Here is a 24,194-nt window from a genome sequence, read left to right on the forward strand (position 1 = left end):
GTGACAACCTCTTTTCGCGCGGTATGATCGGATGAAGCGCGCGGGGCACTGCGCCTATTCCATTCCTGTCTGCTGCGAGGAGAACGATATGACCGATACACCTGGCTCCACGCTGCCCTTTCCTGGTTTCCCGGGTTTTCCGCCTGGCGAGATGATGGACCGCATGTGGGACATGATGCGTCTCACGCCGTTCGGGTCGGCCTTTCCTGCGGCACAGGCGGGAGCGGCTCATGGCCTCGGGCCGTCGCTGTCGATGATGTCCGACATGATGGCGCCGCTCACCAACGTCGAAGAACTCGACAAGCGCATCACCGACATGCGCGCGGTCGAGCAATGGCTCAAGCTGAATCTGAACATGCTGCAGTCGGCCATTCAGGCGCTCGAAGTGCAGCGTGCCACTCTGGCGACGCTGCGGGCGTTTGGTGCGTTCGCGCAGCAGTCGATGGCGCAACCGGCTGCGGCCGCCGCCGCAGCAGCCGCAGCCGAACCACCGCGTCCGGAACCAGCGGCTGCGCCGCGTTCCGAGGCGGCAGACCCTGCTGAGCCGGAGGCGAGCGGTAGCGCCGATGTACCCGGCTTCGATGCCTCGGGCTGGTGGAACCTGCTGCAATCGCAGTTCAACCAGATCGCGCAGTTCGCCATGGCGCAACCCGCGGCGGCAGCAGCCACGGCGGCGGGCGCCGACGCGCCGGCCGATGCCGCTGCACCGGAACCGGCCGCCGCCGGCAAGCCTGCCGCTGACAAGCATTCGGCCAGGGAGCCGGCGGCCAGGCGCGCGCCTGCGGCCAGGTCGCCGGGTGCTGCGGCGAGCCGGCCGCGCGCTGCCAGGAAGGCGCCTTCGCAACCCGAGTGAAGCGGCGCGGCGTGATGCAACGCGTATTTTCGGCATGCGGCTCGCGCTGGTCTTAATGGGCGGCGGCGCCCGCGCCGCCTATCAGGCGGGCGCGCTGCAGGCGCTCGCCGACATTGCCCGCGAGGTCGCGCCGGCCTCCCGCGCGTCGCCCTTCAGCGTGATTTGCGGCACCTCCGCGGGCGCGATCAACGCCACTTCCATTGCGAGTCATGCCGACGATTTCTCGCGCGGCGCCGAGCGGCTCGTGAAGGTCTGGTCGGCAATGCACGCGCATCACGTGTACCGCACCGATTGGCCCGGGATAATCGGAGCCGGTGCGCGCTGGCTGGCCGCGATGAGCTTCGGCTGGGCTGCGCGCCGCTCGCCGCGCGCGCTGCTCGACAACGCCCCGCTCGCGCGGCTGCTGCGCGAGGCGCTCAGTTTCCATCGCATCGATCAGATGCTCGACAAGCGGGCGCTGCACGCGCTGTCCATTACTGCGCTCAGCTATTCGTCAGGACAGCATCTGACCTTTTATCAGGCGAGCGAGCCGATTCAGGCGTGGCGGCGTGCGCAACGCACGGCGCGGATGGTCGAACTGACACCGGCGCATCTGCTCGCGTCCTCGGCGATTCCCTACGTGTTTCCCGCTGTGCCGCTGGAACTGGATGGCCGCCACGAGTATTTCGGCGACGGCTCGATCCGCCAGATCGCGCCGCTTAGCCCGGCGATTCATTTCGGCGCGGACCGCATCGTCGTGATCGGCGCCGGGGCGCCTCGCCCTGAGGTGCCGGCGACCGGGCGCGACAACGCTTATCCGTCGCTTGCGCAGATCGGCCAGCAGGTGCTGGCGAGCGTGTTCCTCGATGCGCTCGGCGCCGATATCGAGCGCATCGAGCACGTCAACCGGATGGTGTTGCACCTGCCGCACGTGGTGGAGCCGGAGAGCGGCTGGCGCCATATCGACGTGCTGACCATCGCGCCGAGCGAGCGCATCGAACTGATTGCGGCGCGCCATCTGCAGCGCCTGCCGCTGACGGTGCGCGGCCTGCTGGGCGCGGTGGGCGGCAACCGGGCGTCCGGGGCATCGTTTGCCAGCTATTTGCTGTTCGAAAGCGAGTTCACCCGTGAGTTGATCGACTTGGGACGCCGTGACGTGTTTGCGCAGCGCGACGAGATCGCTGCATGGATCGGCCGGGCGGGGAGCGACGACGGCGGTAACGGCAAGGGCGGCAACAACGGCGGCGGTAGCGGCATCAACAACGGCAACGGCGCCGGGCCTGCGCAGCACGCACGCTAGAAGGCACGCGCCTTGCGATTAACGATTCGTCACAAGCAAATCATGAAGGACCGCTATCTTATTGAGTTAGTCATTGAGATCGGTCAAGGCGCCGGGTTCTTGTGACCCTATGTAAGGTAAGGGCGCGAGGGCAGCATGCTATGATGGTGAAAGCTTTGTTTGGCTCTTGGGCGTGCCCGAAAACAACCAGTCCGCCGCCCGTTGTTGCCCGGTGGGCGGGCGTTTGCCGCCGCCTTTGCTGTCGGCAGCGCCGCCGGTTAGAGCGGCTCGGTGCGAAGGTTCTGTTGTCGCGAACCCACGAATGCCGAAGGACTTCTTTGCCGTAAAGTGCATCTGAGCGGCCGATTCCCGCGTAAAATTGAATGCTTGGCCCGCGAACGCGTGTGTTTCGTTCGCCGGTAGCAACAGTAGCAATAGACACAAACAGACACAGACGTCGCAATGCGCAGAACAGGGGTGGGACTATGAACACCATGCTTTATCCGGAACTTTATAAATCGCTCGAATCCGTTCGATGGGACATGGAGAAAGACATTCCCTGGGACAAGTTCGATGCATCGCTCCTGACCGATGAACAGGCCAAGACGATCAAGATGAACGCGATCACCGAATGGTCCGCGTTGCCCGCAACGGAAATGTTCCTGCGCGACAATCATCACGACAGCGATTTTTCGGCCTTCATGAGCGTGTGGTTCTTCGAAGAACAAAAGCACTCGCTGGTGCTGATGGAGTATCTGCGCCGCTTCAAGCCGGAAATGTGCCCGACCGAAGAAGAACTGCACGCGGTGCGCTTCGAATTCGATCCGGCGCCGCCGCTCGAAACGCTGATGCTGCACTTCTGCGGCGAAATCCGTCTGAACCACTGGTATCGCCGCGCTGCCGAATGGCACACGGAACCGGTCATCAAGGCCATCTACGAAACCATCTCGCGTGACGAAGCGCGTCATGGCGGCGCCTATCTGCGCTACATGAAAAAGGCCATGAACAATTGCGGCGACGTGGCGCGTGCTGCATTCGCCAAGATCGGCGTGCTGATGGCGTCGGCGCGCCGCACGGAAAAGCCGCTGCACCCGACCAACCTGCACGTGAATCAGGCGCTGTTCCCGCGCGACACGATCCAGTCGCGCCTGCCGGATCCGGAATGGCTCGAACGCTGGCTCGACGAGCAGATCCGTTTCGACGACGGTTGGGAAAAGAAGGTGGTCGAACGTATCCTGCACAACCTGTCCATCCTGTTCGAGCGCACTTTCAATACGGCTCAGGAACTGAATCGCTATCGCAAGGAAGTCGTGGCGCGTTTGCAGGCCGACCAGAAGTCGGCTGAACAGCCGGCCTGACGGTTTCGCGCGCCGGCGCGGAGCTTCAGGTAGAGCGCAGGCGGCGCCGGATGGCGGAAAAGGCGTGATATAGCATGTGAAAAACGGCCCGACAGGTGCAAGCCTGGCGGGCCGTTTGCATGAGGCGGCAGCCGCACGCGTGCTGATGATTCGCACTGTGCTTTCCGCTTTCACCTTTCGTCTTCCAGTACCGGCCGCTGTCTCTCACCGTCGAGCTTTCGCACGGCGCCCGATGAACGTGTATCGTGGCGGCAGCGTCCGTCCTATTTTTCCTCTTTTCTTCGATTTTCCCCATGTCAGCCATTTTCGAACGCAAGCTCACGACCCGCGACGCCCTTGCTCAACTGCGCCCCTCGCTTACCGGGCCGGTGGTGTTCACGAACGGGGTGTTCGACATCCTGCACCGCGGTCACGTCACGTATCTGGCCGATGCGAAGGCCTTGGGCGCGTGCCTGATTGTCGGGGTGAACAGCGATGCGTCGGTGCGCCGGCTCGGCAAGGGCGACGACCGGCCCATCAATAGCGAAGCCGACCGCATGGCGCTGCTTGCGGCGCTGGAAAGCGTCGACTGGGTGGTGTGCTTCGAGGAGCAGACGCCGGTTTCGCTGATTGAAGCGCTGCACCCCGACGTGCTGGTCAAAGGCGGCGACTACGATATGGACAAGCTGCCCGAGTCGGCGTTGGTGCGCGGCTGGGGCGGCCGTGCGCTAGCGATTCCGTTCGAGCACGACCGCTCGACGACCGCGCTCCTGAAGAAGGTCCGTGCTCAGGGGTGAGGGTCTAAATACCTCGGCGCCTCGAAACATCAGCGCCTCGATGCGCGGCCGGAAAGTTACTGCGTCAGTTCCGACGCCGAAATTGCCGGCGCCGGAGCCGGTCCGCCGACCACCGCGAGGTCGGCCGCCTCGGCCGCCGAAACCGGCTGTACCTTCAGTATTTCCGGATGAATCTGGCGATTCAGATGATTCGGCTCGCGCGCGCCCGCGATGGGTGTCGGTCCGAAGACGCCGCGCACCGTCACGAACGCGAGCATGTTGGCAAGAAACAGAATAGCGATCAGCCAGCGCAACATCGTTGGAGTCTCCGTCTAAAGGGTGCGCGTGCGTCTATAGCGATGCTCAGCGGTGCCCGGCTGGCGCGCCGGCGGCGGCAATCAGCGCGAGACCCGACAGCACGAGCGAATCGTGGCGAGTATGCGGTACTTTGAGTGCGGCTGTCACTTCGTTCGCGGCGCCGCCGCCTACGACGAGCCGCACCGGCACGCCCCATGCTTCCTGCAGGTCGTGCCACATCCGCTCGATCAAGCCGGCCTGCGCCAGTGCGCAACCTGCGGAGAGCGAGCGCGGCGTGTCGGTGGCGAAGAACGGGCCGCGGGGTTTGGCGTCGCTCGACGCCTGGCCGCTGCCGGCCGAGCCTGTCGCGTCGCCGGGGGCGAGCAGGCCGCGCGCCGCATTGGTGTCGAGCGTGGGCAGTTGCGCCGTATGCTCGCCGAGCGAGCGCATCATCAGCGACCAGCCTGGCGCGATCAGTCCGCCGATAAACGTCCCGTCGGCCCGCAGCGCCTCCAGCGTGGTGGCGGTGCCGAACGTCGCGATCAGCAGCGGCTCGCCCGGAAATGTGGCGTGCGCGCCGATCAGGCCGGCCCAGCGGTCGCTGCCCAGCGCGTCAGGCGTCGTATAGCCGTTGGTTACGCCGCATTGCCGCTCGCAGGCGCGGATGGTTGTGCGCGGCAGGCCGGGCCACTGTGCGTCGAGCAGGCCCGCGAGGCGTTGCTCGACCTTCGCGCCCGCCACATTGGAAATCCATGCGCCGGCGGGGCGCGGCAAGGTGGACCAGTCCGGTTCGTCCACATCCCCATGCCCAAACGTGCCCGCATGACTCTGCGTGCCCTCGGCCTGCACCAGCGCCCACTTGATGCGGCTGTTACCGGCGTCGATCAGCAGGAAAGGCGCGCCGCTCATGCCGGGCTGTCGGCCAGACGCAGCGAGACGTCGCCGGTGGCGATCGCCTGGCGTCCCGAGGGCGTATCGAGCAGCAATTGCCCGGTTTCGTCCACGCCTGCCGCCACGCCGCGCGCGACTTCGACACCCTGTTCGAGCAGCACCACTTCACGGCCCGCGTAGGCGTGACAGGCGTTCCAGCGCGGCTGGAACGGCTCGAAGCCGTCCTCGCCGAAACGTTTGAGCGCCGCTTCGAGCGCGTTCAGCTCGGCGGCGAGCGTATCGGTCAGATTGGCATTGGGGAGTACCCGCGACAGTGCGGTCGGTACGGTGCCGCGCGCCTGCGGCGGCGCGTCGGCGTTGAGCGCGCCGACCTTGGCGGCGAGATCGTCGGCGCCCTTCACGTTGGTGCCGATGCCGATCACTACCGCGCTCGCATAGTCCGTGCTCCAGGCCGTTTCGATCAGGATGCCGGCCAGCTTGTCGCCTTCCAGCAGCACATCGTTGGGCCATTTCAAGGCGATCTGGCCAGGTCCTGCGACCGGCAGCGAGCGCAGGCCGTCCACCAGCGCCACGCCCACCGCGAGGCTCAGGCCGGCGAGTTCTTCGAGCGGTCGCGGCAGCACGCAGGCCACCGAAAACAGCAGCGCGTTGCCCGGCTCGGCGTACCACGTGCGACCGCGCCGCCCGCGGCCGGCGGTTTGCAGATACGCCACGCGCACGATCGGCCTCGGCAGCGCATTCGAGCGGCGCGGCAGCGCCTTGACGCGTGCCATCAGGTCGGCGTTGGTGGAGCCGGTTTCCTCGACGATTTCGATCGGCCAATCGTGCGCGTGAGCACCGAACAGCGCGACGGCGCGTTCGCGGTCGATGCGCCAGTCGCTCGCCGGACCGGCGTGGGGTGGGGTCTTGGAGGCGTTCATGCCGCCTATTGTAGCGACAGGGCGCGCGCCTGACCTATCCGGCGTGAAGGAGCACGCTTGCATCGTGCCGCGTTCGTTACAATGGCCCTTGATCCGATAACCAGAATCCAGCGATCCTTGAACTACGACACTCCGCCCGGCCTAGAAGTCGCGGCAGGCAGCCAAGGCAAGATCGTCCGGCTCTCCGGGCAATGGACGGCGCTTGCGCTCGCGCGCGACCGCGCCACCGGCAAGGTGGTGCCCCGTCTGCGTTCGCTGATCGGCGCCGAGGGCCTGCAATGGGATCTGTCGCGCATCGAGCGGCTGGACCATGTGGGCGGCCAGGCGCTGTGGCGCGTCTGGGGCCACAAGCTGCCGTCGCAACTGATCGAACTGAACTCCACCCAGCGCGATATCTTCGATCGCATCGCCTTGCTCGATTCCGCGCGCGAAGCGCCCGAGGCGGTGGTGCGCCTCGACCCGTTCACCCGTCTCGGCCTAGGGCTGTTCTCGTTCTTCGAGCATCTTTATGGCGGCATCGCGATGTTCGGGCGCGTCGTGCTCGACCTGCTGGCTATCGTACGCAATCCGAAGATCACGCCGTGGACCGAAATCTCTGCGAACGTCTATAACGCCGGCACCAAGGCGCTGCCGATCACCGCGCTGGTGGCGTTCCTGATCGGCATTGTGCTGAGCTATCTGTCGGCGCAGCAGTTGCGCCTGTTCGGCGCGAATCAGTACATCGTCAACATCCTCGGCCTGGCGGTGATCCGCGAGCTGGGACCGGTGCTCTCGGCGATTCTCGTGGCCGGTCGCTCCGGCTCGGCGATCACCGCGCAGATCGGCGTGATGCGCGTCACCGAAGAACTCGATGCGATGCGCGTGATGGGCATTCCGCACGGCTTGCGGCTGATCCTGCCGCGTGTCGTCGCGCTTGGCGTGGCCATGCCGCTGCTCGTCATGTGGACCAATATCGTCGCGCTCAGCGGCGGCGCGCTCGCCGCCAAAGTCGTGCTTGGCATCGACATGAGCTATTTCTTCCGGGCGCTGCCGGGCGTGGTGCCGGTCGCCAACCTGTGGATCGGTCTTGGCAAGGGCGTCGCTTTCGGCATGCTGATCGCCATTGTCGGCTGCCACTTCGGCTTTCGCATAAAGGCGAATTCGCAAAGCCTCGGTGAAGGCACGACCACCTCGGTGGTGTCGTCGATCACGATCGTGATTCTCGCCGACGCGGTGTTCGCCATCCTGTTCCAGAACGTGGGGCTCGGATGACTGCGCCGCTCACTCAATCCGTCCGCGGCCAGCCCTTGCCTTCGATCGCCGAGCCGGTGATCGAGGTGCGCGATCTGACCAAGCGCTACGGCCGCAATATCGTCCATCAGCACCTGAACTTCGAAGTGCTGCGCGGCGAAATCGTCTCGATTGTCGGTGGCTCCGGCTCGGGCAAGACCACGCTGGTGCGGCAGATTCTCGGCCTCGAAAAACCCTCGTCGGGCACCATCAAGCTGTTCGGTGAGAATCTCTCGACCATCTCGCCGGACACCGCGCTGCTGATGCGCAGCCGCTCCGGCATGCTGTTCCAGCGCGGTGCGCTGTTCTCTTCGCTGTCGGTGTTCGACAACGTCGCGCAGCCGTTGCGTGAGCTCGGCAAGATTCCCGAGGACCTGCTGCGCGACATCGTCATGCTGAAGCTCGAGATGGTCGGCCTGCCGTGCAAGCATGCGTCGAAGATGCCGTCGGCGCTCTCCGGGGGGATGATCAAGCGGGTCGGCATCGCCCGCGCGATCGCCCTCGAACCGGAGCTGCTGTTTCTGGACGAACCGACCGCGGGGCTCGATCCGCAAGCCTCGGACGAATTCGTCGAACTGGTCGGCACGTTGCATCGCGCGCTCGGTTTGACCGTCGTGATGGTGACGCACGATCTCGACACCATGGTCGCGTTGTCCACCCGCGTCGCCGTGCTGGCCGACCGCAAGGTGCTGGTGGCCGCGCCGGTGGAGGAGGCCGCCGGCGTCGACCATCCGTTTATTCGCGAGTATTTCCTCGGCCTGCGCGGCCGCCGCGCGCTGCAGGCGCTGCCGCCGGAGCGCCGCGCCAGGCTGCCGGCCGCGGCGCTCGAACCGGCGTCGTCTGAACTGCCGCTGTGAACCAGGGAACCTGACAATGGAAAACAAATCGCATGCCTTCTGGGCTGGGCTCTTCACGGTGGTGCTGCTGGTGGCAATTGCCGCGGCGGCCTTTTTGTTCAATGTCGACCGTTCGGTGCGTGTGCCGTACGATCTGATTGCCCGCACCAATGTCACTGGGCTCTATACCGACGCTGCGGTGCGTTATCGCGGTCTCGACGTGGGCAAGGTGCAGTCGATCAAGTTCGATCGCGAACACCCCGGGCAGATCCTGATCCGCATTCTGGTCGACACTCACGCGCCGATTACGCATTCCACGTTCGGCAGCCTCGGCTTTCAGGGCGTAACGGGCATTGCCTTCATCCAGCTCGACGATACGGGGCGCGATATGACGCCGCTGCCGTCGTCGCAGAAAGAGGTGGCGCAACTGCCGATGCATCCGGGCCTGCTCGATCAGTTGCAACAACGCGGCGATGTCCTGCTGCGCAAGCTGGAGCGGATCGCGGACGACGTGAACGACACGCTCTCGCCGCAAATGCGCGACCAGTTGCTGGACACCGCGGCGAGTCTGCAGCATGCCGCCGACGGCGTCACGACGTTGACGAAGCAGATGGCGCCGGCGGCCGGCAAGCTGCCGCAGACGCTGGACCAGCTCGATCGCACGCTGGCGTCGACCAACCAGTTGATCACCGGCCTGAACCGGCCGGATGGTCCGTTTGAGAGCAACCTGAACAAGGTCGGCACAGCCGCGCAGCAGGCAGGCGACGCGCTGACCTCGATGAACGCCTCGCTGCAGGATTTGTCGGCGCGAGTGGGCTACGACACGTTGCCGCGTGTCAATTCACTGGCCGACGACGTACGTTCCACCATGCGTTCGGTGGACCGCGCGGCTGACGTGTTCAGCACCAGTCCGCGCAGTGTGCTGTTCGGCGCCCCGCCGGCTTCGCCCGGTCCGGGCGAGCCTGGTTTTACGTGGCCCGCAGCCCACGCGGCAAAATGATCTGAAAGGACGATTGTCATGACTCGCTTGCTTCATCGCCCGCTTCAAAATCCGATGCACGCCCAGCTTCGCAGTTTGCGATCCACCGGCGCCGCATTGGCTGTCGCGCTTGCCTTCGGCGTGCTGGCCGGCTGTGCGGGCACGCCGGCGGCGCTCGCCGACATCCGCTACGACCTCGGCCCTGCGCCGCAGACGGCTACCTCCGGACCGATGCCGGCCGTCAAGTTGCTGGACGTGACCGCTCCCGAGACGCTCGCCTCCGACAAGCTGATCTACCGGCTCAGCTACGCCGACGCGCAGCAGACCGCCTCCTATGCGAACAGCCACTGGACCATGGCGCCGGCCGCGTTGTTGACCCAGCGCCTGCGCAACGCGCTGTCGCAGCGCGGCACGGTGCTGACCGGCGCCGACGGCGTGAGCGCGCCCGTACTGAAGGTGGATCTGAGCGAGTTCGAGCAGGTTTTCGACAGCCAGACGCAAAGTCACGGCGCGGTCACCGCGCGCGCCACGCTGACGCAAGGGGGCAAGGTGCTCGCGCAACGCACCTTCATTGCCCGCGCGCCGGCCAGTTCGTCCGACGCGGCGGGCGGGGCGCAAGCGCTTGCTGCTGCAAGCGACGATCTGGTCGCGCAGATTTCCGCGTGGCTCGGCGTGCAGGCGCTCGTCGCCGCGCAGTGAGCGGCGCAGTGAGGCGGGTGCGGCGGCGGGCAACCGGCGCGGCTGGTCCGGCATGTCTGAGCGCCCGTATGCCCCCATCGCTATAATCGTCGCACTACAGGCGCGCCGCGGTGCTTGAACCCGCTGGCGTCCATCCCGCTCCCCCTTTCAGTCTTGCTGCGGACACCATGGATTCTTTCTACAAGTACCACGTCTTCTTCTGTCTCAACCAGCGCGAGCCGGGTGCGGAGCGCCCGTGCTGCGCGAACTGCAACGCGCAGGCCATGCAGGAACATGCGAAAAAGCGCGTCAAGCAACTGGGCCTCGCGGGTCCGGGCCAGGTGCGCATCAACAAGGCCGGTTGTCTCGACCGCTGCGAGGAAGGTCCGGCCATCGTCATTTATCCGGAAGGCACGTGGTACACGTATGTCGACGAGAGCGACATCGACGAGATCGTCGAATCGCATCTTGCGAACGGCAAAGTGGTCGAGCGTCTGAAAATCGATCAGTAAGCGCCGCCATGAATGTTCATACAAAACAGTTCCTGATCGACGGACCAGTCGGCAAGATCGAGGTCGCCCTCGATCTGCCCGACGAGACGCGCGAAAACGGCGCCGCGCCGCGTGGCATTGCGCTGGTGGCGCATCCGCATCCGCTGTTCGGCGGCACGATGGACAACAAGGTCGCGGTGACCTTGGTCCGCACACTCGTGCAGTTGAATTACGTTACCTATCGTTCGAATTTCCGCGGCGTGGGGAAGACCGAGGGTGAACACGACGCAGGCATCGGCGAGCGCGACGACTTGCGCGCCGTGCTCGATTACATGCGGACGCAGCCGGGCCAGGCCGATCTGCCCCTGGTACTCGCGGGCTTCTCGTTCGGCACGTTCGTGCTCTCGCACGTGGCCGCGCGGCTGCTCGAAGAAGGGCAGGCGATCGAGCGAATGGTGTTCGTCGGCACCGCGGCGAGCCGCTGGGAAGTGGCGCCGGTGCCGGAAAACACGCTCGTTGTTCACGGCGAAACCGATGATACGGTGCCCATTCAGTCGGTTTACGACTGGGCCCGGCCGCAGGAATTGCCGGTCGTGGTGATCCCCGGCGCCGAGCATTTTCTGCATCGCAAACTGCACGTCCTCAAGCGCATCATCGTCGACGCCTGGCGGTAAGCGGCGGCTCGGCGCGCGTTTTCCGGGGTACAGGTACGCGTCAAATGAAAATTTATCGGCACGCTAACCGCAAAGTTGCCTCCGCAGCGCGCGTATAATGAGCGCTCTTTTTTGGGCGCAGCGCGGCCCATCCGGCTGACTGGCGCCTGGTTGAGCGCCGCTGCATGATCGCAGCGCCGGATGGCGGGCGCGCTGCGCGAACCGATCGTGTGGCCGGAAGTCCAACGGGCGCCGCGCTGCTTTTACGCGGCCAGCGCTCGCCGACCGGCTCTTCCAAACTGCGCCCCTTTAGGGCGCGATGCATATTTCTGCCCGAATCGATCCTATGCGTTTTTCCACCTCCGGTTTTTCGTCACTCCCGTCCTTCGTTCCCCATAGCATCAGCCGCGCGGTGACGCTCGGCGTGTTGCTGCCGGCCTCGCTGCTGGCGAGCACCGCTGCTTTCGCGCAGGTCCCGCCGCCGGCGGTGAACGCACGCTCGTGGGTGCTGGTCGACGCGACCAGCAATCAGGTGCTCGCTTCCGGCAATGCCGATGAGCGCGTCGAGCCGGCCTCGCTCACCAAGCTGATGACCGCCTATCTGGTCTTCGAAGCGCTGCAGACGAAGAAGATTACGATGGAGCAGATCGTCAACCCGAGCGAAGCGGTGCGCCGCGTCAAGACGGACGAATCGCGCATGTTCATCGAGGCGAACAAGCCGGTGTCCGTGCACGATCTCGTCTACGGCATGATCATCCAGTCGGGCAACGACGCCGCAATCGCGCTGGCTGAACTGGTCGGCGGCAGCGAGGCGCAGTTCGTCAACATGATGAATACCGAGGCGCAGCGTCTCGGCATGACTCACACGCATTTCGCCGACGTGAACGGCATGCCCGACCCGCAGCACTACACGAGCGCGGGCGACCTGGCGATCCTGTCGGCGCGCCTGATTCGCGACTACCCTGACTACTACAACATCTTTTCGGTCAAGGAATTCACCTACAACAAGATCAAGCAGCCGAACCGCAACCGCCTGCTGTGGATCGACCCGACGGTCGACGGCCTGAAGACCGGCCACACGCAAGCAGCCGGCTATTGCCTGATTGCGAGCACGAAGCGCCCGCTGCCGGGTTCGTCGGACGTCTCGCGCCGCCTCGTCTCGGTGATGATGGGTGAAGTCAAAGAGCACGACCGTGTCGAAGACAGCATGAAGATGCTGAACTACGGTTACAGCGCGTACGACACGGTGCGTCTGTACAAGGCCGGCCAGGTGATCGAGACGCCGCGTGTCTACAAGGGTGCGGCAGACTCGGTCAAGATCGGCGTGAAGGCCGATCAGTACGTCACGGTGCCGAAGGGTGTCGCCGACAAGGCCAAGCCGCAGGTCGAGCATATCGATCCGCTGATTGCGCCGATTGCCGAAGGCCAGCAGGTCGGCACGGTGAAGCTGGTGTCCGATGGCAAGGTGATCTCGCAGTTCCCGATCGTCGCGCTGCAGGCTGTACCGCAGGCCGGCGTGGTGGGCCGCGTGTGGGATTCGCTGATGCTGATGTTCAACAAGAAGAAGTAAGCGCAGGTGGCTGATGGCGGCTCCGGCAGAGATGCTGCGGGAGCCGTTGCCGAGGAGTGAAAGATGCAACCCGATAATGACTCGTTGTTTGAGTTTCCCTGCGATTTTCCGATCAAGGTGATGGGCAAGTCGCACCCCGACTTTGCCGAGACGATCGTGACGGTGGTCAAGCAGTTCGACGCGGATGTCGATGCTTCGCGCGTCGAAACCCGGCCGTCGAGCGGCGGCAATTACACGGGCCTGACGGTGACGGTGCGGGCCACCAGCCGCGCGCATCTCGACGATATCTATCGTGCCCTCACTGGGCATCCGATGGTGAAAGTCGTGCTGTGAACGATGGCGGGGCGCCTTGCGCCCCCCAGTCTGCTTTTAGTTTGCCTCTGCGACCGGATTACGGCGCGACGTGTAAAGCGTCCGCTGCGGTTTGCGGCCCGGCTGCACAAGCCAGGTCGAAGAGCTGCTTGAACTGTCCCACCTCCTCGAACACCCAATCCCGGAACGCCCGCACTCTTTCCGCCTGCATGCTTTGCGGCGGGCAGATGAAGTAGTACTGCCACGGGCTTGGACCATCCACGTCGAATAGCCGCACGAGGCGCCCCGCGGCGATCTCGTGCATGGCGAGCGAGCGGCGCGTGAGTGCGATGCCCTGGCCGTCGATCGCCGCCTGCAGCAGGTTCGACGAATCCTGATACAGCACGCCGCGTTTCGGCTCGGGCCAGTCGGCGAGGCCGGCGGCGTCGAACCACGGGCGCCACAGTTCGTCGTCGGAGCGAAGGAGCGGGACTTTGGCGAGGTCGGCCGGGACTTTCGGCAGCTTGCCGCCGTTGAAATTGGGCGAGCAGGCAGGGAAGAAGATCTCTTCGAGCAGCAGCTCGGCGTGCAGGCCCGGATATTTGCCGAAGCCGAAGCGAATCGCCGCGTCGACGTCGTCGCGAGCGAAGTCGGTCAACGAATTGGTGGACAGCAGCTCGAGATCCCATTGCGGATGGGCTTCGATAAAACTGCCGATGCGCGGCGTCACCCAGCGCGCCGCGAACGACGACAGCATCGACACCACCAGGCGGCGCTCGCGGTCGCCGGCGCGGATTTCACGGGTGGCTTCGGCGAGTGCTGTGAGCGCGCTGCGTACCTGCGTGGCGTAACGGCGGCCGGCTTCCGTCAGGCGCACCCGCTTGCCGTCGCGGGCGAAGAGCTTGGCCCCCAATTCTGCCTCGAGCCCCCGGATCTGGTGGCTGACCGCGCCGTGGGTCACGAACAGTTCGTCCGCCGCGCGCGAGAAGCTCTCGTGACGGGCGGCGGCTTCGAAGGCCTTGATCGCATTGAGGGCAGGGAGTTGTCGAAGGTCCATCGCAATTTTTCTCACATAGAGGTGAAAATTGATCGTTTTGCGTAAACCCTTGTTACGCCTACGATTGTAGCCAGGAAACGCTTTTTGGAGAGGTCATCATGCGAGAAATTTCCTCTAGTATTACGTTTGAAATCAAGGCGGGTGAAACGGTTCCGATGAAGATTGCGCGCAGCACGCGGCTGAAGGTGAGCTGCGGTGCGGTGTGGGTGACGCGCAGCGACGACACCGAGGACTATTGGCTGGAACCCGGCCACACGCTGCGGCTGCGGCGCGGCGAGAGGCTCTGGCTGAGCGTCGAAGGCGGTCCTCAGGCGCAGGTAGCGTTCGCTGTTCCGGCTCGCGCGGATGTCCGGGCGCTCGACTGGCTGGTGCGGCTCGGCGACCGCTTGGGCTTGCGCCTGCGGGACGGCTGGCGCACCGTCTGACGCGTTGTCTGGGCGGCTGCCGCCCGGAACGGGATGCCTGGCGTTGCAAGGGGGCCGGCGGGCATCTCAGTATTTCGGTAAACTGTGGGCATTATGTGTGCTACGCCGGCTTCCCCGCCTTCACTTTCCCCCCCGCTAGCGGTGCGCTGGCGCGGTCTCGAATCTTACGAAACCAGCTTCGAGGCGATGCGCGCCTTCACGGACGCCCGCAACGCCGATACCGCAGACGAAATCTGGCTGGTCGAACATCCTCCCGTCTTCACCCTTGGCCAGGCCGGCAATCCGGCGCATCTGCTGTCTGCCGAAAGCGGCATTCCGCTCGTCAAGGTGGACCGCGGCGGGCAGATCACCTATCACGGACCCGGACAGGTGGTCGCCTACCTGCTGCTCGACCTGCGCCGCCGCAAGCTGATGGTGCGCGAGCTGGTCACGCGGATCGAGCAGGCCGTGATCGACACGCTCGCGGCGTATAATCTCGCCGGAGAACGCAAGGCGGGCGCCCCCGGCATCTACGTGGCGCCCGGTCCGGATGTGGGGCTGCATGCCGGCGCCAAGATCGGCGCACTGGGCCTGAAAATCCGCAATGGCTGCAGCTATCACGGTGTCAGCCTGAACGTGAAGATGGATCTGCAGCCGTTTCTGGCCATCAACCCATGCGGGTACGCGGGGCTCGAAACCATCGATATGGCGACGCTCGGCGTCGCTGCCGGCTGGGACGAGGTCGCCCGGACCTTTGCCGCATGCCTCACCGCAAACATCGACGGCACGCCCGCGGCCGTCGCCCAACCACAGGCCGGTGTCGTGACCGCCTGACTGGATCGAACGAATGACTGACGTTACCGCGAATCTCACCGGCACTGCCGCCCCTGAAGCCGCAGCCGCGCCCGCCGCCTATGACGCTACGGCGAAACAGAAGGCGCAAGCCAAGACTGCGCGCATTCCGATCAAGATCGTCCCGATCGAAAAGCTGAAGAAGCCGGACTGGATTCGCGTGAAGGCGGCCACCGGCAATTCGCGCTTCTACGAGATCAAGCAGATTTTGCGCGAGCACAACCTGCATACGGTCTGCGAAGAAGCGAGCTGCCCGAACATCGGCGAGTGCTTCGGCAAGGGGACCGCCACCTTCATGATCATGGGCGACAAATGCACGCGCCGTTGCCCGTTCTGCGACGTCGGCCATGGCCGTCCCGATCCGCTGGATGTCGACGAACCGGGCAATCTGGCCCGCACGATCGCGGCGCTCAAGCTCAAGTACGTGGTGATCACCAGCGTGGACCGTGACGATCTGCGTGACGGCGGCGCCGCCCACTTCGTGGAATGCATCCGTCAGACGCGCGAGCTGTCGCCGGAAACGCGCATCGAAATCCTCACGCCGGATTTCCGCGGCCGTCTGGATCGCGCGCTCGGCATTCTGAATGCCGCTCCGCCCGATGTGATGAACCACAACCTCGAAACGGTGCCGCGTCTGTACAAGGAAGCGCGCCCCGGCTCGGACTATGCGCATTCGCTGAAGCTCCTGAAGGACTTCAAGGCGCTGCATCCGGACGTCGCCACCAAGTCGGGCCTGATGGTCGGTCTTGGCGAGACGGAAGAGGAAATTCTGCAGGTGATGCGCGATCTGCGCGAGCACGACGTCGACATGCTGACGATCGGCCAGTACCTGCAACCTTCCGAGCATCACCTGCCGGTTCGCTCGTACGTGCACCCGGATACGTTCAAGATGTACGAGGAAGAGGCCTACAAGATGGGCTTCACGCACGCGGCAGTGGGCGCGATGGTGCGTTCGAGCTATCACGCGGACCTGCAGGCACATGGAGCCGGCGTGGTTTGAGCCCCTTGTTGTCCGGTAGTTTGCTTCGATACAGAGAGCCCGCACTTGTTGCGGGCTTTTTTACGCCTGCGAGCTGGTGCGTTGCTTCCTGCGCTCGCTAGTTCCAGAAGAAGAGCCGGGCGGTCAGCCTCGCCCATCCTCCGCTACCAACCCCCTGGCGCCCGTTACCCCGGCACACGCATCCAACCCAGCGTAAAAAGCAATGCCCGAACAGCCTGATTAGCAATCGAGAATTCGTTAGAACCGGCCACGCCCAAACTCCCTATAGTCGAAAGCCTCCCAAACACCTTATTAAAACGGGGCTTCTCGATGAACCGATTCCTTCGCCCGCTCGCCGCGCTCGTGACGCTGCTTGCCGTGTCCGCTCCTTTTGCGAGCGCCGCTCATGCCGATACCAAGGAAGTCGTGATCGCATATCAGGACATGGTCGTGCCGTGGCGTTATGCGCAGGCCACCGGCGAAGTCGAGAAAGAGACTGGTTACAAGGTGGTCTACCGTCAACTCGGCAGCGGCGCGGAGGTGGTCCGCGCACTGGCATCGGGTTCGGTGCAGCTCGGCGAAGCCGGTTCGAGTCCGATCGCGGCGGGGCTGTCGCAGGGCGTCGATATTTCGCTGTTCTGGATTCTCGATAACATCAACAATGCCGAGGCGCTCGTTGCGCGCGATGGATCCGGTGTGACGAGCCTTGCCGGTTTGAAGGGCAAAACCATCGGCGTGCCGTTTGTCTCGACCTCGCATTTCCATACGCTGGTCGCGCTGCAAAACGCGGGCGTGAATCCGGCTGACGTGAAGATCGTCAATCTGCGGCCGCAAGAAGTCGCGGCCGCCTGGCAGCGCGGCGACATCGACGCCACCTACATCTGGGACCCGGTTCTCGCCAAGGTGAAGAAGAACGGCAAGGTGCTGATTACCTCGGGCCAGGTCGCGCAGGAGACGGGCAAGGCAACCTTCGACGGCTTCGTGGTCGACCGCAAGTTCGCCCAGCAAAACCCCGAGTTCGTCGCACGCTTCGTCAAGGTGCTGGCCGCAAGCGATGCGAACTATCGCGATCACACCGCCGCATGGAGCGCGAATTCGCCGCAAGTGGCGGCAGTCGCCAAGGAGTCCGGAGCAAATGCCGAGGACGTGCCGGCCAGTCTCGCGCTGTATGCGTTCCCGTCGGCGGCCCAGCAGGCTTCCAGTACGTGGCTCGGCGGCGGCGCGCAATCCGGGGCGGCGAAATCGCTGGCTGCGACGGCGGCCTTCCTGAAGACCCAAGGGACGATTCAAACCGTGCTGCCGGACTATTCGGCGGGTGTCGATCCGCGCTTCGTGCAGCAGGCGGCGCATGAGTGAGGCGGTGCATCGTATCTGGAATCAGCAGGACTTCACATGAGCGCTTTAGAGATCCGCGGGCTGCACGTCGCGTATGAAGGTGCGCGTGGCGCGGCCCCGCATGTGGCGCTGGCCGATGTCGAGCTGCGCATCGAGTCGGGCGAGTTCGTCGTGGCGCTCGGCGCATCGGGTTGCGGCAAGACGACCTTGCTCAATTGCATTGCCGGTTTCATTCAGCCGAGCGGCGGGGAGGTTCGTCTGAACGGCGAGCCGGTCAACGGCCCCGGCGCCGATCGTGGCGTGGTGTTTCAGAAGTACGCGCTGATGCCATGGCTCGATGTGCTCGACAACGTCGCGCTCGGCCTGCGCTTTCAGCGCGTGCCGAAAGCCGAGCGCGAGCGCATTGCGCTGCAAATGCTCGCGCTGGTGGGCTTGGAGCAGCATGCGTACGCGCGGGTCTACGCGTTGTCCGGCGGGATGCAGCAACGCGTCGGGATCGCACGCGCGCTGGCGAGCGACCCGCAGGTGCTGCTGATGGACGAGCCGATGGGCGCGCTCGATGCGATGACGCGCGAGTCGATGCAGGAGCTCGTGCTGGACGTCTGGGGCCGCACCCGCAAGACGGTGTTTTTCATTACCCACAGCGTCGAAGAAGCCTTGTTTCTGGCGACCCGCCTCGTCGTCATGACATCGGGACCAGGGCGTATCGCCGAGAGCTACGATTTGCCGTTCGCGCGGCGCTTTCTTGAGACGCGCGATGCGCGGGCGGTGAAGTCCTCGGCGGAGTTTATCGAGTGGCGTGAACGGCTGGTGCGGCGTCTGCATCAGCGTGCGCCGGAAGAGGTGCTGTCGTGACTGTTTCGCGTGATTCGCTTGGTGATTCCTTTAACCCGGCGCCGTTGACGCCGGCCGGGGCTAATTCGACGGAGGCCCCGCTTGCCTCATCGGAGGCGGCGCTGCGTAAAAAGCGGCCGAGGACCGTGCGCGCATGGCGTATGCCAGGCGAAGGACCGACCGCCGCGCTGAGCCTGGCTTCAGTGGGCGTGCTGGCTGCACTGTGGTGGGTCGCCACACATCTGCACTGGCTGCCGCCGCTTTTCCTGCCGACTCCGGAAGCCGTCTGGGCCGCCTTTATCGACGCGTGCCACGGACGCATCCAGGGTGGTTTGCCTTTATCGCAGCATCTCGCCTGGAGCGCGCTGCGCGTGTTCGGCGCCTTCGCGCTGGCCGCGGTGACGGCGGTGCCCGTCGGCCTCCTGATGGGGGTGAGCCGCGTGGCGCGCGGGCTGCTCGACCCGCCGCTGGAGTTCTACCGGCCATTGCCGCCGCTCGCGTATCTGCCGCTGGTCGTGATCTGGTTCGGTATCGACGAGACGGCGAAAATCGTCGTCATCTACCTCGCCTGTTTTGCGCCAATCGCGATGGCGGCGCGTGCCGGGGCACGCAGCGCGACTGTCGAGCAGATACACGCAGCGTATTCGCTGGGCGGCTCGTTCACGCAGATCGTGCGTCATGTCGTGCTGCCCGCGGCGTTGCCGGAGATTCTCACCGGACTGCGAATTGCAATCGGTTTCGGCTGGACCACGCTCGTCGCCGCTGAGATGGTCGCGGCCACGGCGGGCCTGGGTCAGATGGTGCTGAACGCGTCGAGCTTTCTGCGCACCGACGTGGTGGTGATGGGGATCGTACTGATTGGCCTGATCGCGTGGATCTTCGACTTGGGGATGCGGGCGCTGGAGCGGCGCCTGGTGCCGTGGAAGGGGCGGGTATAGACGAGACTGGCGCTGCCCTTGCCCTGAGCGGCATGCGCTGCACGCGCGCCCAGCCGCTCAAGGAAAGGGCAGGTACTCAGGCAAACAGTTCAATAACCGGCCAGTTCCGCTCGCGTGCAATCGCCCGCAACCGCTCATCCGGATTGGTCGCCACCGGATTCGTGACGCGCTCGAGCAAGGGTACGTCGTTGATCGAATCGCTATAGAAGTAGCTCTTCGGAAAGTCCTGCAACGCGTAACCCAACGACGCAAGCCAGCTTTCCGTACGCACGATCTTGCCTTCGCGGAAGGTCGGCACGCCGACTGCGGTGCCGGTGTAGCGGGCGAGGGGATCGCCCCCTTCGGTACCCAGTTCGATGCCGAGCAGATGCTCGAACCCCAGCGCCTTGCCGATCGGCGCCGTCACGAACACGTTCGTGGCGGTCACGATGCAGCACAGGTCGCCCGCATCGAGGTGCCGCTGGATCAGCTCGCGCGCGGCCGGGCGGATCGCCGGGACGATCACTTCCTGCATGAACGCGGCATGCCAGGCGTCGAGCTGCGCGCGCGAATGGCGTGCCAGCGGCGCGAGCGTGTAGTTCAGGTAATCGGTCATGTCGAGCGTGCCGGCCACGTATTGGCGGTAGTACGCATCGATTTCTTCGGCGTGGCGCTCGGCGCCTTCCACACCGAGCTTTGCTATGAAGTGCGCCCACGCCTGATCGCTGTCGAGGGGGATCAAGGTGTGGTCCAGATCGAACAGCGCGAGGTTACGACTCATCTATGGGTTCCTTGCATCTACTCTCCGAAACCGGCTCGCTGCCGGTAAGGCGCGCTTTTGCGCATGTTGGCCGATCGTATATTTAAATACACAGAAATACAATAAGGCAAAATTATGCAACATGGGCTGCCGTATCGATGCGCCCATCCGGCGACCGTTGGTGGCCATCGCGTGGCGTCGTCATGACTTCCGGCCTCGCCGGGTATGAGCGATTCGCGTCAGGTAATACGTATGGCAGGCATCCTGACCATGCAAACGGCATCGTCAAAGGTATTGCCAGGGAGATCGAAGCAAAGGGACCGCCCAGCAGCTCGCTCCCACGTGAGAGGCCGCTGGGCGCCGGAGGATTGGTCGGTCTACGCGAGGATGATGCGCGCCACTTTCTTTTTCAGCGGTGCAAACTCGGCGGACTCGGCCGCTTTCTTGTTGGTGATCAGCACGTCGACCTGATCGGCTAAGCAGTACGAGATCCGGCTGCGCTGGCCGATCTTGCTGTAGTCGGCAAGAATGACTACGCGCTGCGCATTGGCGACCATTGCGCGCGCCACCTCCGTCTCCTCGCGGTCGTAATTGGTGGCGCCATGCCGCTGGTCGATGCCGACCGGCGATAGCAAAGCCATGTCTGCCCGGTAGCGATGAATGTCGAGGATCGTCGTGCTGCCGCCCGTTGCCATGGCCCGATCGCTGATCGAGCCACCCAGCAGAATGACCTCGTTGCGCGCCTCCATCTGCTGGTCCGCCGCACCGCGCATCTTCAGCGCGACATCGATCGAGTTGGTCACCACGGTGAGATTGGCGAGCTTCGCCAGCTCTTCGGCCAGCGCCGAAGTGGTGGTGCCGGCATCGATAAACAGCGTCTGGCCGCTGGAGATCACGCCCATCGCGGCCTTGGCGATCGCCGTCTTGGCTTTGACCCGGGTATGGGCGCGCTCCGCGATGGGCGCTTCGTCGTCGGGTTTGATGGCGCCGCCGTGAACCCGCCGCAATTCACCAAGCGCCTCCAGATCGAGCAGATCGCGCCGCACCGTTTCGCGCGATACCCCGAGATCCGCCATGATCCGTTCGGTCGACACCCGTTGCAGTGTCGATAGCAGCGCGCGAATTCTTTGATGACGGTCTTCCTGCCACATGCGGTTTCCTTTTAAGGTGAGTCGGTCTGAACGGCTTTGGGCCCATTACACCACTGACACGAATTTGTGTCGCGCACATGTCATTGGCGCGACTTTAGCGGTTTCGTGTTGTATTTTTTTGGTCCCTTGCAAATTTGTGTATTTAAATTTAGCCTTCGCACATTGGGCGCTGGGTAACGAATCCGAACACGGAATGTTCGGAAAGGAATTCAAATGTCCAATTTCGAAAACTGGCTGTCGCATTTGGCACGTAGACTGCCTTACGCTGGCTCCATACTGGGCTCGGCCGGCTATTTTGCCGTCTGTTTCGATGCCGTGCCTGGAACATAACAATTGGCTGACAAAATAACACCGCTCGGTTCGTCATCCTGACGATGGCAGGCGAACGAAGAGCACACCGCCATTCGCCGCTGTATGGCTGGAAGAGGCGCTGCAGGACAAAACCATAACAATGACCGGACCATCGCCGAACAGCAACTCCATTTGAACTGGCCGACGCCGTGGGCGCCGGACGCGCCGATGCATTGATGCGAAGATATGCGCCGGCGCGAGGCGCCGCCAGCCGGACCAGTCATGCGGTTTGCGGGGGCGTAGGTGGGTGGGTTGGAGGCGTTGCCCCGGTCTATTTCGAAGGTACACAGACGTGGGAACTGGAATTGATCGTACTGTCGCTGACTGGCCGTATCCGCGGCTGGTTGCGCATCGCTGTGGCGGAACGCTCGCGCCGGAAAATACGCTCGCAGGATTCGACGCCTGCAAGCGCTATGGCTATCGCATGGTCGAATTCGACGCCAAGCTCTCGGCGGACGATCACCTCTTTTTGCTGCACGACGACACGCTCGATCGTACGACCAATGGCCATGGTCCCGCTGCCGAGCATACGTGGGAAAAACTGGCGCAACTCGATGCCGGCTCGTGGCGCGGCCCCGAGTTCGCCGGCGAGCGCCTGCCGACTCTCGCCGCCGCCGCTGCCCGCTGCGCGCAGGACGGCATTGCCGCCAACCTCGAAATCAAGCCTTGCCCCGGCCGCGATGTCATCACCGGCCGGCTCGTCGCCGCTGCCGCGCTCGAACTCTGGCAGGGGCAGACGCAACCGCTGCTGTCGTCGTTCTCATTCGAAGCGCTCGCAGCCGCTCGCGACGCGGCGCCTTCGCTGCCGCGCGGCATGCTGTTCGAAGCGGTACCGGACGACTGGCTGCGCATCGTGCGCGAACTCGATTGCGTCTCGCTGCATGCGAGCCATAAGCATCTCACCGCCGAACGCGTCGCCGAGATTCACGCCGCGGGTTTGCGCGTGCTCGTCTATACGGTGAACGACCCTGAACGCGCAACGTTGCTCGCCCAATGGGGCGTTGACATGATTTGTACCGATCGCATCGATATGCTTGCGCACGACATGCTGTCGACGCCTCGAGATCCGGCGTAACGCATGGCAGGCGCCCCGGGAGTGGGCACCGGACACAACCGTCAAATGCAGTTTTCCTAACGTAGCAACTTTGGGCAAAGGATGGGAACTACTATGAACCGCACGTGGCTAAGCCGTGTTATCTCGATGTCAGCGGTTGCGGGCGTCGCCGCAGCAGGCGCAGGCAGCGCGTCTGCGGCGCCGCTCGATGCGCTGGTCGCCGCAGCCAAACAGGAAGGACAACTGACCGTGATCGCCTTGCCGCACGACTGGTGCGGCTACGGCCCGATGATCGCGGCCTTCGAAAAGAAGTACGGCATCAAGGTCAACGAGCTGAATCCGGACGCCGGTTCGGGCGACGAAGTCGAAGCCATCAAGGCCAACAAGGGCAACAAGGGTCCGCAAGCGCCGGACGTGATCGACGTGGGTCTGTCGTTTGGCCCGACCGCCAAGGCCGATGGTCTGCTGCAGCCGTACAAGGTGTCGACCTGGAAGGAAATTCCGGATTCGGCCAAGGATGCTGACGGCTACTGGTACGGCGACTATTACGGCGTGCTGTCGTTCGAAGTGAACGCGGACATGATCGACAAGGCGCCGGCTGACTGGAGCGATCTGCTCAAGTCCGACTACAAGAACGCCGTGTCGCTGGCAGGCGATCCGCGCTCGGCCAACCAGGCCATCCAGGCGGTCTATGCAGCCGGTCTGTCGTCGAGCAAGAACGACACCGCCAAGTCGGCCGACGCCGGCCTGAAGTACTTTGCCGACCTGAACAAGAACGGCAACTTCGTGCCGGTGATCGGCAAGGCCGCTTCGCTCGCGCAAGGCACGACGCCGATCATCGTGCGTTGGGACTACAACGCGCTGGCTGACCGAGACACGCTCAAGGGCAACCCGAAGGTCCAGGTCGTGGTGCCGAAGACGGGCGTCGTCGCCGGTGTCTACGTGCAGGCAATCAGCGCCTACGCACCGCACCCGAACGCTGCGAAGCTGTGGATGGAATACCTGTATTCGGACGAAGGCCAGATCGGCTGGCTGGCCGGCTACTGCCACCCGATGCGCTACAGCCAACTGGTTGCCGCAAAGAAGGTGCCGCAGACGCTGCTCGACAAGCTGCCGCCGGCATCGGCCTACAAGAATGCGGTGTTCCCGACGCTGCAGCAGCAGGACGCGTATAAGGACACGATCACCAAGCACTGGGACGAAGTGGTCGGCGCAAACGTGAAGTAAGACTGGCGCTGGTTTAAAGAGGTGAAGCAAAAGTTGCAGTAAGTGGTTGTTCGAATCCGGATGGCGGCAAGGCGGCGTGCAGGTTGGCCGTGGCGCCCCATCTGGATATTTTTTTATTGCTCCCGCATGCTGTGTGCCGGAACCCGCGTGACCTCCCTGGAGTGTCGCCCCGCG

General features: G+C 64.3%; 26 protein-coding genes. 20 read left to right on the forward strand and 6 right to left on the reverse strand.

The window, feature by feature from the left end:
- Positions 1–88 precede the first annotated feature (88 nt).
- The 4 genes from AC1ECK_RS24980 (at position 89) to rfaE2 (ending at position 4,245) form a co-directional block, all read left to right on the forward strand.
- Entirely contained in the window at positions 89–853 is a 765-nt protein-coding gene (locus AC1ECK_RS24980) for a PhaM family polyhydroxyalkanoate granule multifunctional regulatory protein (protein ID WP_480323859.1), read from the forward strand.
- Between the two features lie 34 nt (positions 854–887).
- Positions 888–2,132 (forward strand): patatin-like phospholipase family protein, encoded by a 1,245-nt coding sequence (locus AC1ECK_RS24985; RefSeq protein WP_480323861.1) that lies wholly within the window; start codon positions 888–890, stop codon positions 2,130–2,132.
- A 464-nt stretch (positions 2,133–2,596) separates the two neighbouring features.
- Entirely contained in the window at positions 2,597–3,469 is an 873-nt protein-coding gene (locus AC1ECK_RS24990) for a ferritin family protein (RefSeq protein ID WP_480323863.1), read from the forward strand.
- Positions 3,470–3,762: 293 nt separating this feature from the next.
- A complete protein-coding gene (rfaE2, locus tag AC1ECK_RS24995) occupies positions 3,763–4,245 on the forward strand; it encodes a D-glycero-beta-D-manno-heptose 1-phosphate adenylyltransferase (RefSeq protein WP_480323865.1) in 483 nt (160 codons plus the stop codon).
- 56 nt (positions 4,246–4,301) lie between these two features.
- Here rfaE2 and AC1ECK_RS25000 read toward each other — a convergent pair whose 3' ends face one another.
- From AC1ECK_RS25000 to AC1ECK_RS25010, 3 genes are read right to left on the reverse strand one after another with little or no spacing between them, the layout of a single operon-like run.
- Positions 4,302–4,541, reverse strand: coding sequence for a hypothetical protein (locus AC1ECK_RS25000; RefSeq protein WP_480323867.1), 240 nt, complete (start codon positions 4,539–4,541; stop codon positions 4,302–4,304).
- 46 nt (positions 4,542–4,587) lie between these two features.
- A complete protein-coding gene (locus tag AC1ECK_RS25005; protein ID WP_480323869.1) occupies positions 4,588–5,430 on the reverse strand; it encodes a type III pantothenate kinase in 843 nt (280 codons plus the stop codon).
- A complete protein-coding gene (locus AC1ECK_RS25010; RefSeq protein WP_480323871.1) occupies positions 5,427–6,332 on the reverse strand; it encodes a biotin--[acetyl-CoA-carboxylase] ligase in 906 nt (301 codons plus the stop codon). Before AC1ECK_RS25010 ends, AC1ECK_RS25005 begins: the two co-directional genes overlap by 4 nt.
- Before the next feature lie 117 nt (positions 6,333–6,449).
- On the opposite strand from AC1ECK_RS25010, the gene AC1ECK_RS25015 reads away from it, so the two are divergent.
- The 8 genes from AC1ECK_RS25015 to AC1ECK_RS25050 all read left to right on the forward strand — a co-directional run bounded on the left by AC1ECK_RS25015 (position 6,450) and on the right by AC1ECK_RS25050 (position 13,141).
- Positions 6,450–7,583: an MlaE family ABC transporter permease gene (locus tag AC1ECK_RS25015; RefSeq protein ID WP_480323873.1), complete on the forward strand. Its 1,134-nt coding sequence runs from the start codon at positions 6,450–6,452 to the stop codon at positions 7,581–7,583.
- The gene (locus AC1ECK_RS25020; protein ID WP_480323875.1) at positions 7,580–8,458 is read left to right on the forward strand and encodes an ABC transporter ATP-binding protein; all 879 of its coding nucleotides are present in this window, start codon (positions 7,580–7,582) and stop codon (positions 8,456–8,458) included. The genes AC1ECK_RS25015 and AC1ECK_RS25020 overlap by 4 nt, the downstream gene beginning before the upstream one ends.
- 16 nt (positions 8,459–8,474) lie before the next feature.
- The gene (locus AC1ECK_RS25025) at positions 8,475–9,437 is read left to right on the forward strand and encodes an MlaD family protein (protein ID WP_480323877.1); all 963 of its coding nucleotides are present in this window, start codon (positions 8,475–8,477) and stop codon (positions 9,435–9,437) included.
- A gap of 54 nt (positions 9,438–9,491) precedes the next feature.
- The gene (locus AC1ECK_RS25030; RefSeq protein WP_480324136.1) at positions 9,492–10,115 is read left to right on the forward strand and encodes an ABC-type transport auxiliary lipoprotein family protein; all 624 of its coding nucleotides are present in this window, start codon (positions 9,492–9,494) and stop codon (positions 10,113–10,115) included.
- A 167-nt stretch (positions 10,116–10,282) separates the two neighbouring features.
- On the forward strand, positions 10,283–10,606 hold the full coding sequence (locus AC1ECK_RS25035; RefSeq protein WP_090680399.1) for a (2Fe-2S) ferredoxin domain-containing protein: 324 nt from the start codon (positions 10,283–10,285) through the stop codon (positions 10,604–10,606).
- A gap of 8 nt (positions 10,607–10,614) precedes the next feature.
- Complete coding sequence (locus AC1ECK_RS25040) at positions 10,615–11,259, forward strand: alpha/beta hydrolase (RefSeq protein WP_480323879.1); 645 nt, start codon at positions 10,615–10,617, stop codon at positions 11,257–11,259.
- 325 nt (positions 11,260–11,584) lie between these two features.
- Positions 11,585–12,808, forward strand: a complete 1,224-nt coding sequence (locus tag AC1ECK_RS25045; protein WP_480323881.1) for a D-alanyl-D-alanine carboxypeptidase family protein — start codon at positions 11,585–11,587, stop codon at positions 12,806–12,808.
- A 63-nt stretch (positions 12,809–12,871) separates the two neighbouring features.
- Positions 12,872–13,141: a DUF493 family protein gene (locus AC1ECK_RS25050; RefSeq protein WP_480323883.1), complete on the forward strand. Its 270-nt coding sequence runs from the start codon at positions 12,872–12,874 to the stop codon at positions 13,139–13,141.
- Positions 13,142–13,199: 58 nt separating this feature from the next.
- Here AC1ECK_RS25050 and AC1ECK_RS25055 read toward each other — a convergent pair whose 3' ends face one another.
- Positions 13,200–14,156 carry a transcriptional regulator GcvA gene (locus AC1ECK_RS25055; RefSeq protein WP_480323885.1) on the reverse strand — a complete coding sequence of 319 codons (957 nt, stop codon included), beginning with the start codon at positions 14,154–14,156 and terminating at the stop codon, positions 13,200–13,202.
- 98 nt (positions 14,157–14,254) lie between these two features.
- On the opposite strand from AC1ECK_RS25055, the gene AC1ECK_RS25060 reads away from it, so the two are divergent.
- The 6 genes from AC1ECK_RS25060 (at position 14,255) to AC1ECK_RS25085 (ending at position 19,498) form a co-directional block, all read left to right on the forward strand.
- Positions 14,255–14,581, forward strand: coding sequence for a DUF2917 domain-containing protein (locus AC1ECK_RS25060; protein WP_480323887.1), 327 nt, complete (start codon positions 14,255–14,257; stop codon positions 14,579–14,581).
- Positions 14,582–14,674: 93 nt separating this feature from the next.
- Entirely contained in the window at positions 14,675–15,394 is a 720-nt protein-coding gene (gene lipB, locus AC1ECK_RS25065) for a lipoyl(octanoyl) transferase LipB (RefSeq protein WP_480324138.1), read from the forward strand.
- 13 nt (positions 15,395–15,407) lie between these two features.
- On the forward strand, positions 15,408–16,412 hold the full coding sequence (gene lipA, locus AC1ECK_RS25070) for a lipoyl synthase (protein WP_480323889.1): 1,005 nt from the start codon (positions 15,408–15,410) through the stop codon (positions 16,410–16,412).
- Positions 16,413–16,721: 309 nt separating this feature from the next.
- Entirely contained in the window at positions 16,722–17,747 is a 1,026-nt protein-coding gene (gene tauA / locus AC1ECK_RS25075; RefSeq protein ID WP_480323891.1) for a taurine ABC transporter substrate-binding protein, read from the forward strand.
- 36 nt (positions 17,748–17,783) lie between these two features.
- Positions 17,784–18,581, forward strand: a complete 798-nt coding sequence (locus AC1ECK_RS25080) for a taurine ABC transporter ATP-binding protein (protein ID WP_480323893.1) — start codon at positions 17,784–17,786, stop codon at positions 18,579–18,581.
- A 101-nt stretch (positions 18,582–18,682) separates the two neighbouring features.
- On the forward strand, positions 18,683–19,498 hold the full coding sequence (locus AC1ECK_RS25085; RefSeq protein WP_480324140.1) for an ABC transporter permease subunit: 816 nt from the start codon (positions 18,683–18,685) through the stop codon (positions 19,496–19,498).
- A gap of 76 nt (positions 19,499–19,574) precedes the next feature.
- Here the strand turns inward: AC1ECK_RS25085 and AC1ECK_RS25090 are convergent, their stop codons facing one another.
- Together AC1ECK_RS25090 and AC1ECK_RS25095 are read right to left on the reverse strand one after the other, a co-directional pair.
- On the reverse strand, positions 19,575–20,258 hold the full coding sequence (locus AC1ECK_RS25090) for a histidinol-phosphatase (protein WP_480323895.1): 684 nt from the start codon (positions 20,256–20,258) through the stop codon (positions 19,575–19,577).
- Between the two features lie 356 nt (positions 20,259–20,614).
- On the reverse strand, positions 20,615–21,388 hold the full coding sequence (locus AC1ECK_RS25095) for a DeoR/GlpR family DNA-binding transcription regulator (RefSeq protein ID WP_480323897.1): 774 nt from the start codon (positions 21,386–21,388) through the stop codon (positions 20,615–20,617).
- A gap of 643 nt (positions 21,389–22,031) precedes the next feature.
- Between AC1ECK_RS25095 and ugpQ the strand changes: the two genes are divergently transcribed.
- Positions 22,032–22,814, forward strand: a complete 783-nt coding sequence (ugpQ, locus tag AC1ECK_RS25100; RefSeq protein WP_480323899.1) for a glycerophosphodiester phosphodiesterase — start codon at positions 22,032–22,034, stop codon at positions 22,812–22,814.
- A 93-nt stretch (positions 22,815–22,907) separates the two neighbouring features.
- Positions 22,908–24,020, forward strand: coding sequence for an ABC transporter substrate-binding protein (locus AC1ECK_RS25105; protein WP_480323901.1), 1,113 nt, complete (start codon positions 22,908–22,910; stop codon positions 24,018–24,020).
- The last annotated feature ends 174 nt before the right edge of the window (positions 24,021–24,194 follow it).

It is taken from the genome of Paraburkholderia sp. SSBN10T, assembly GCF_056619545.1.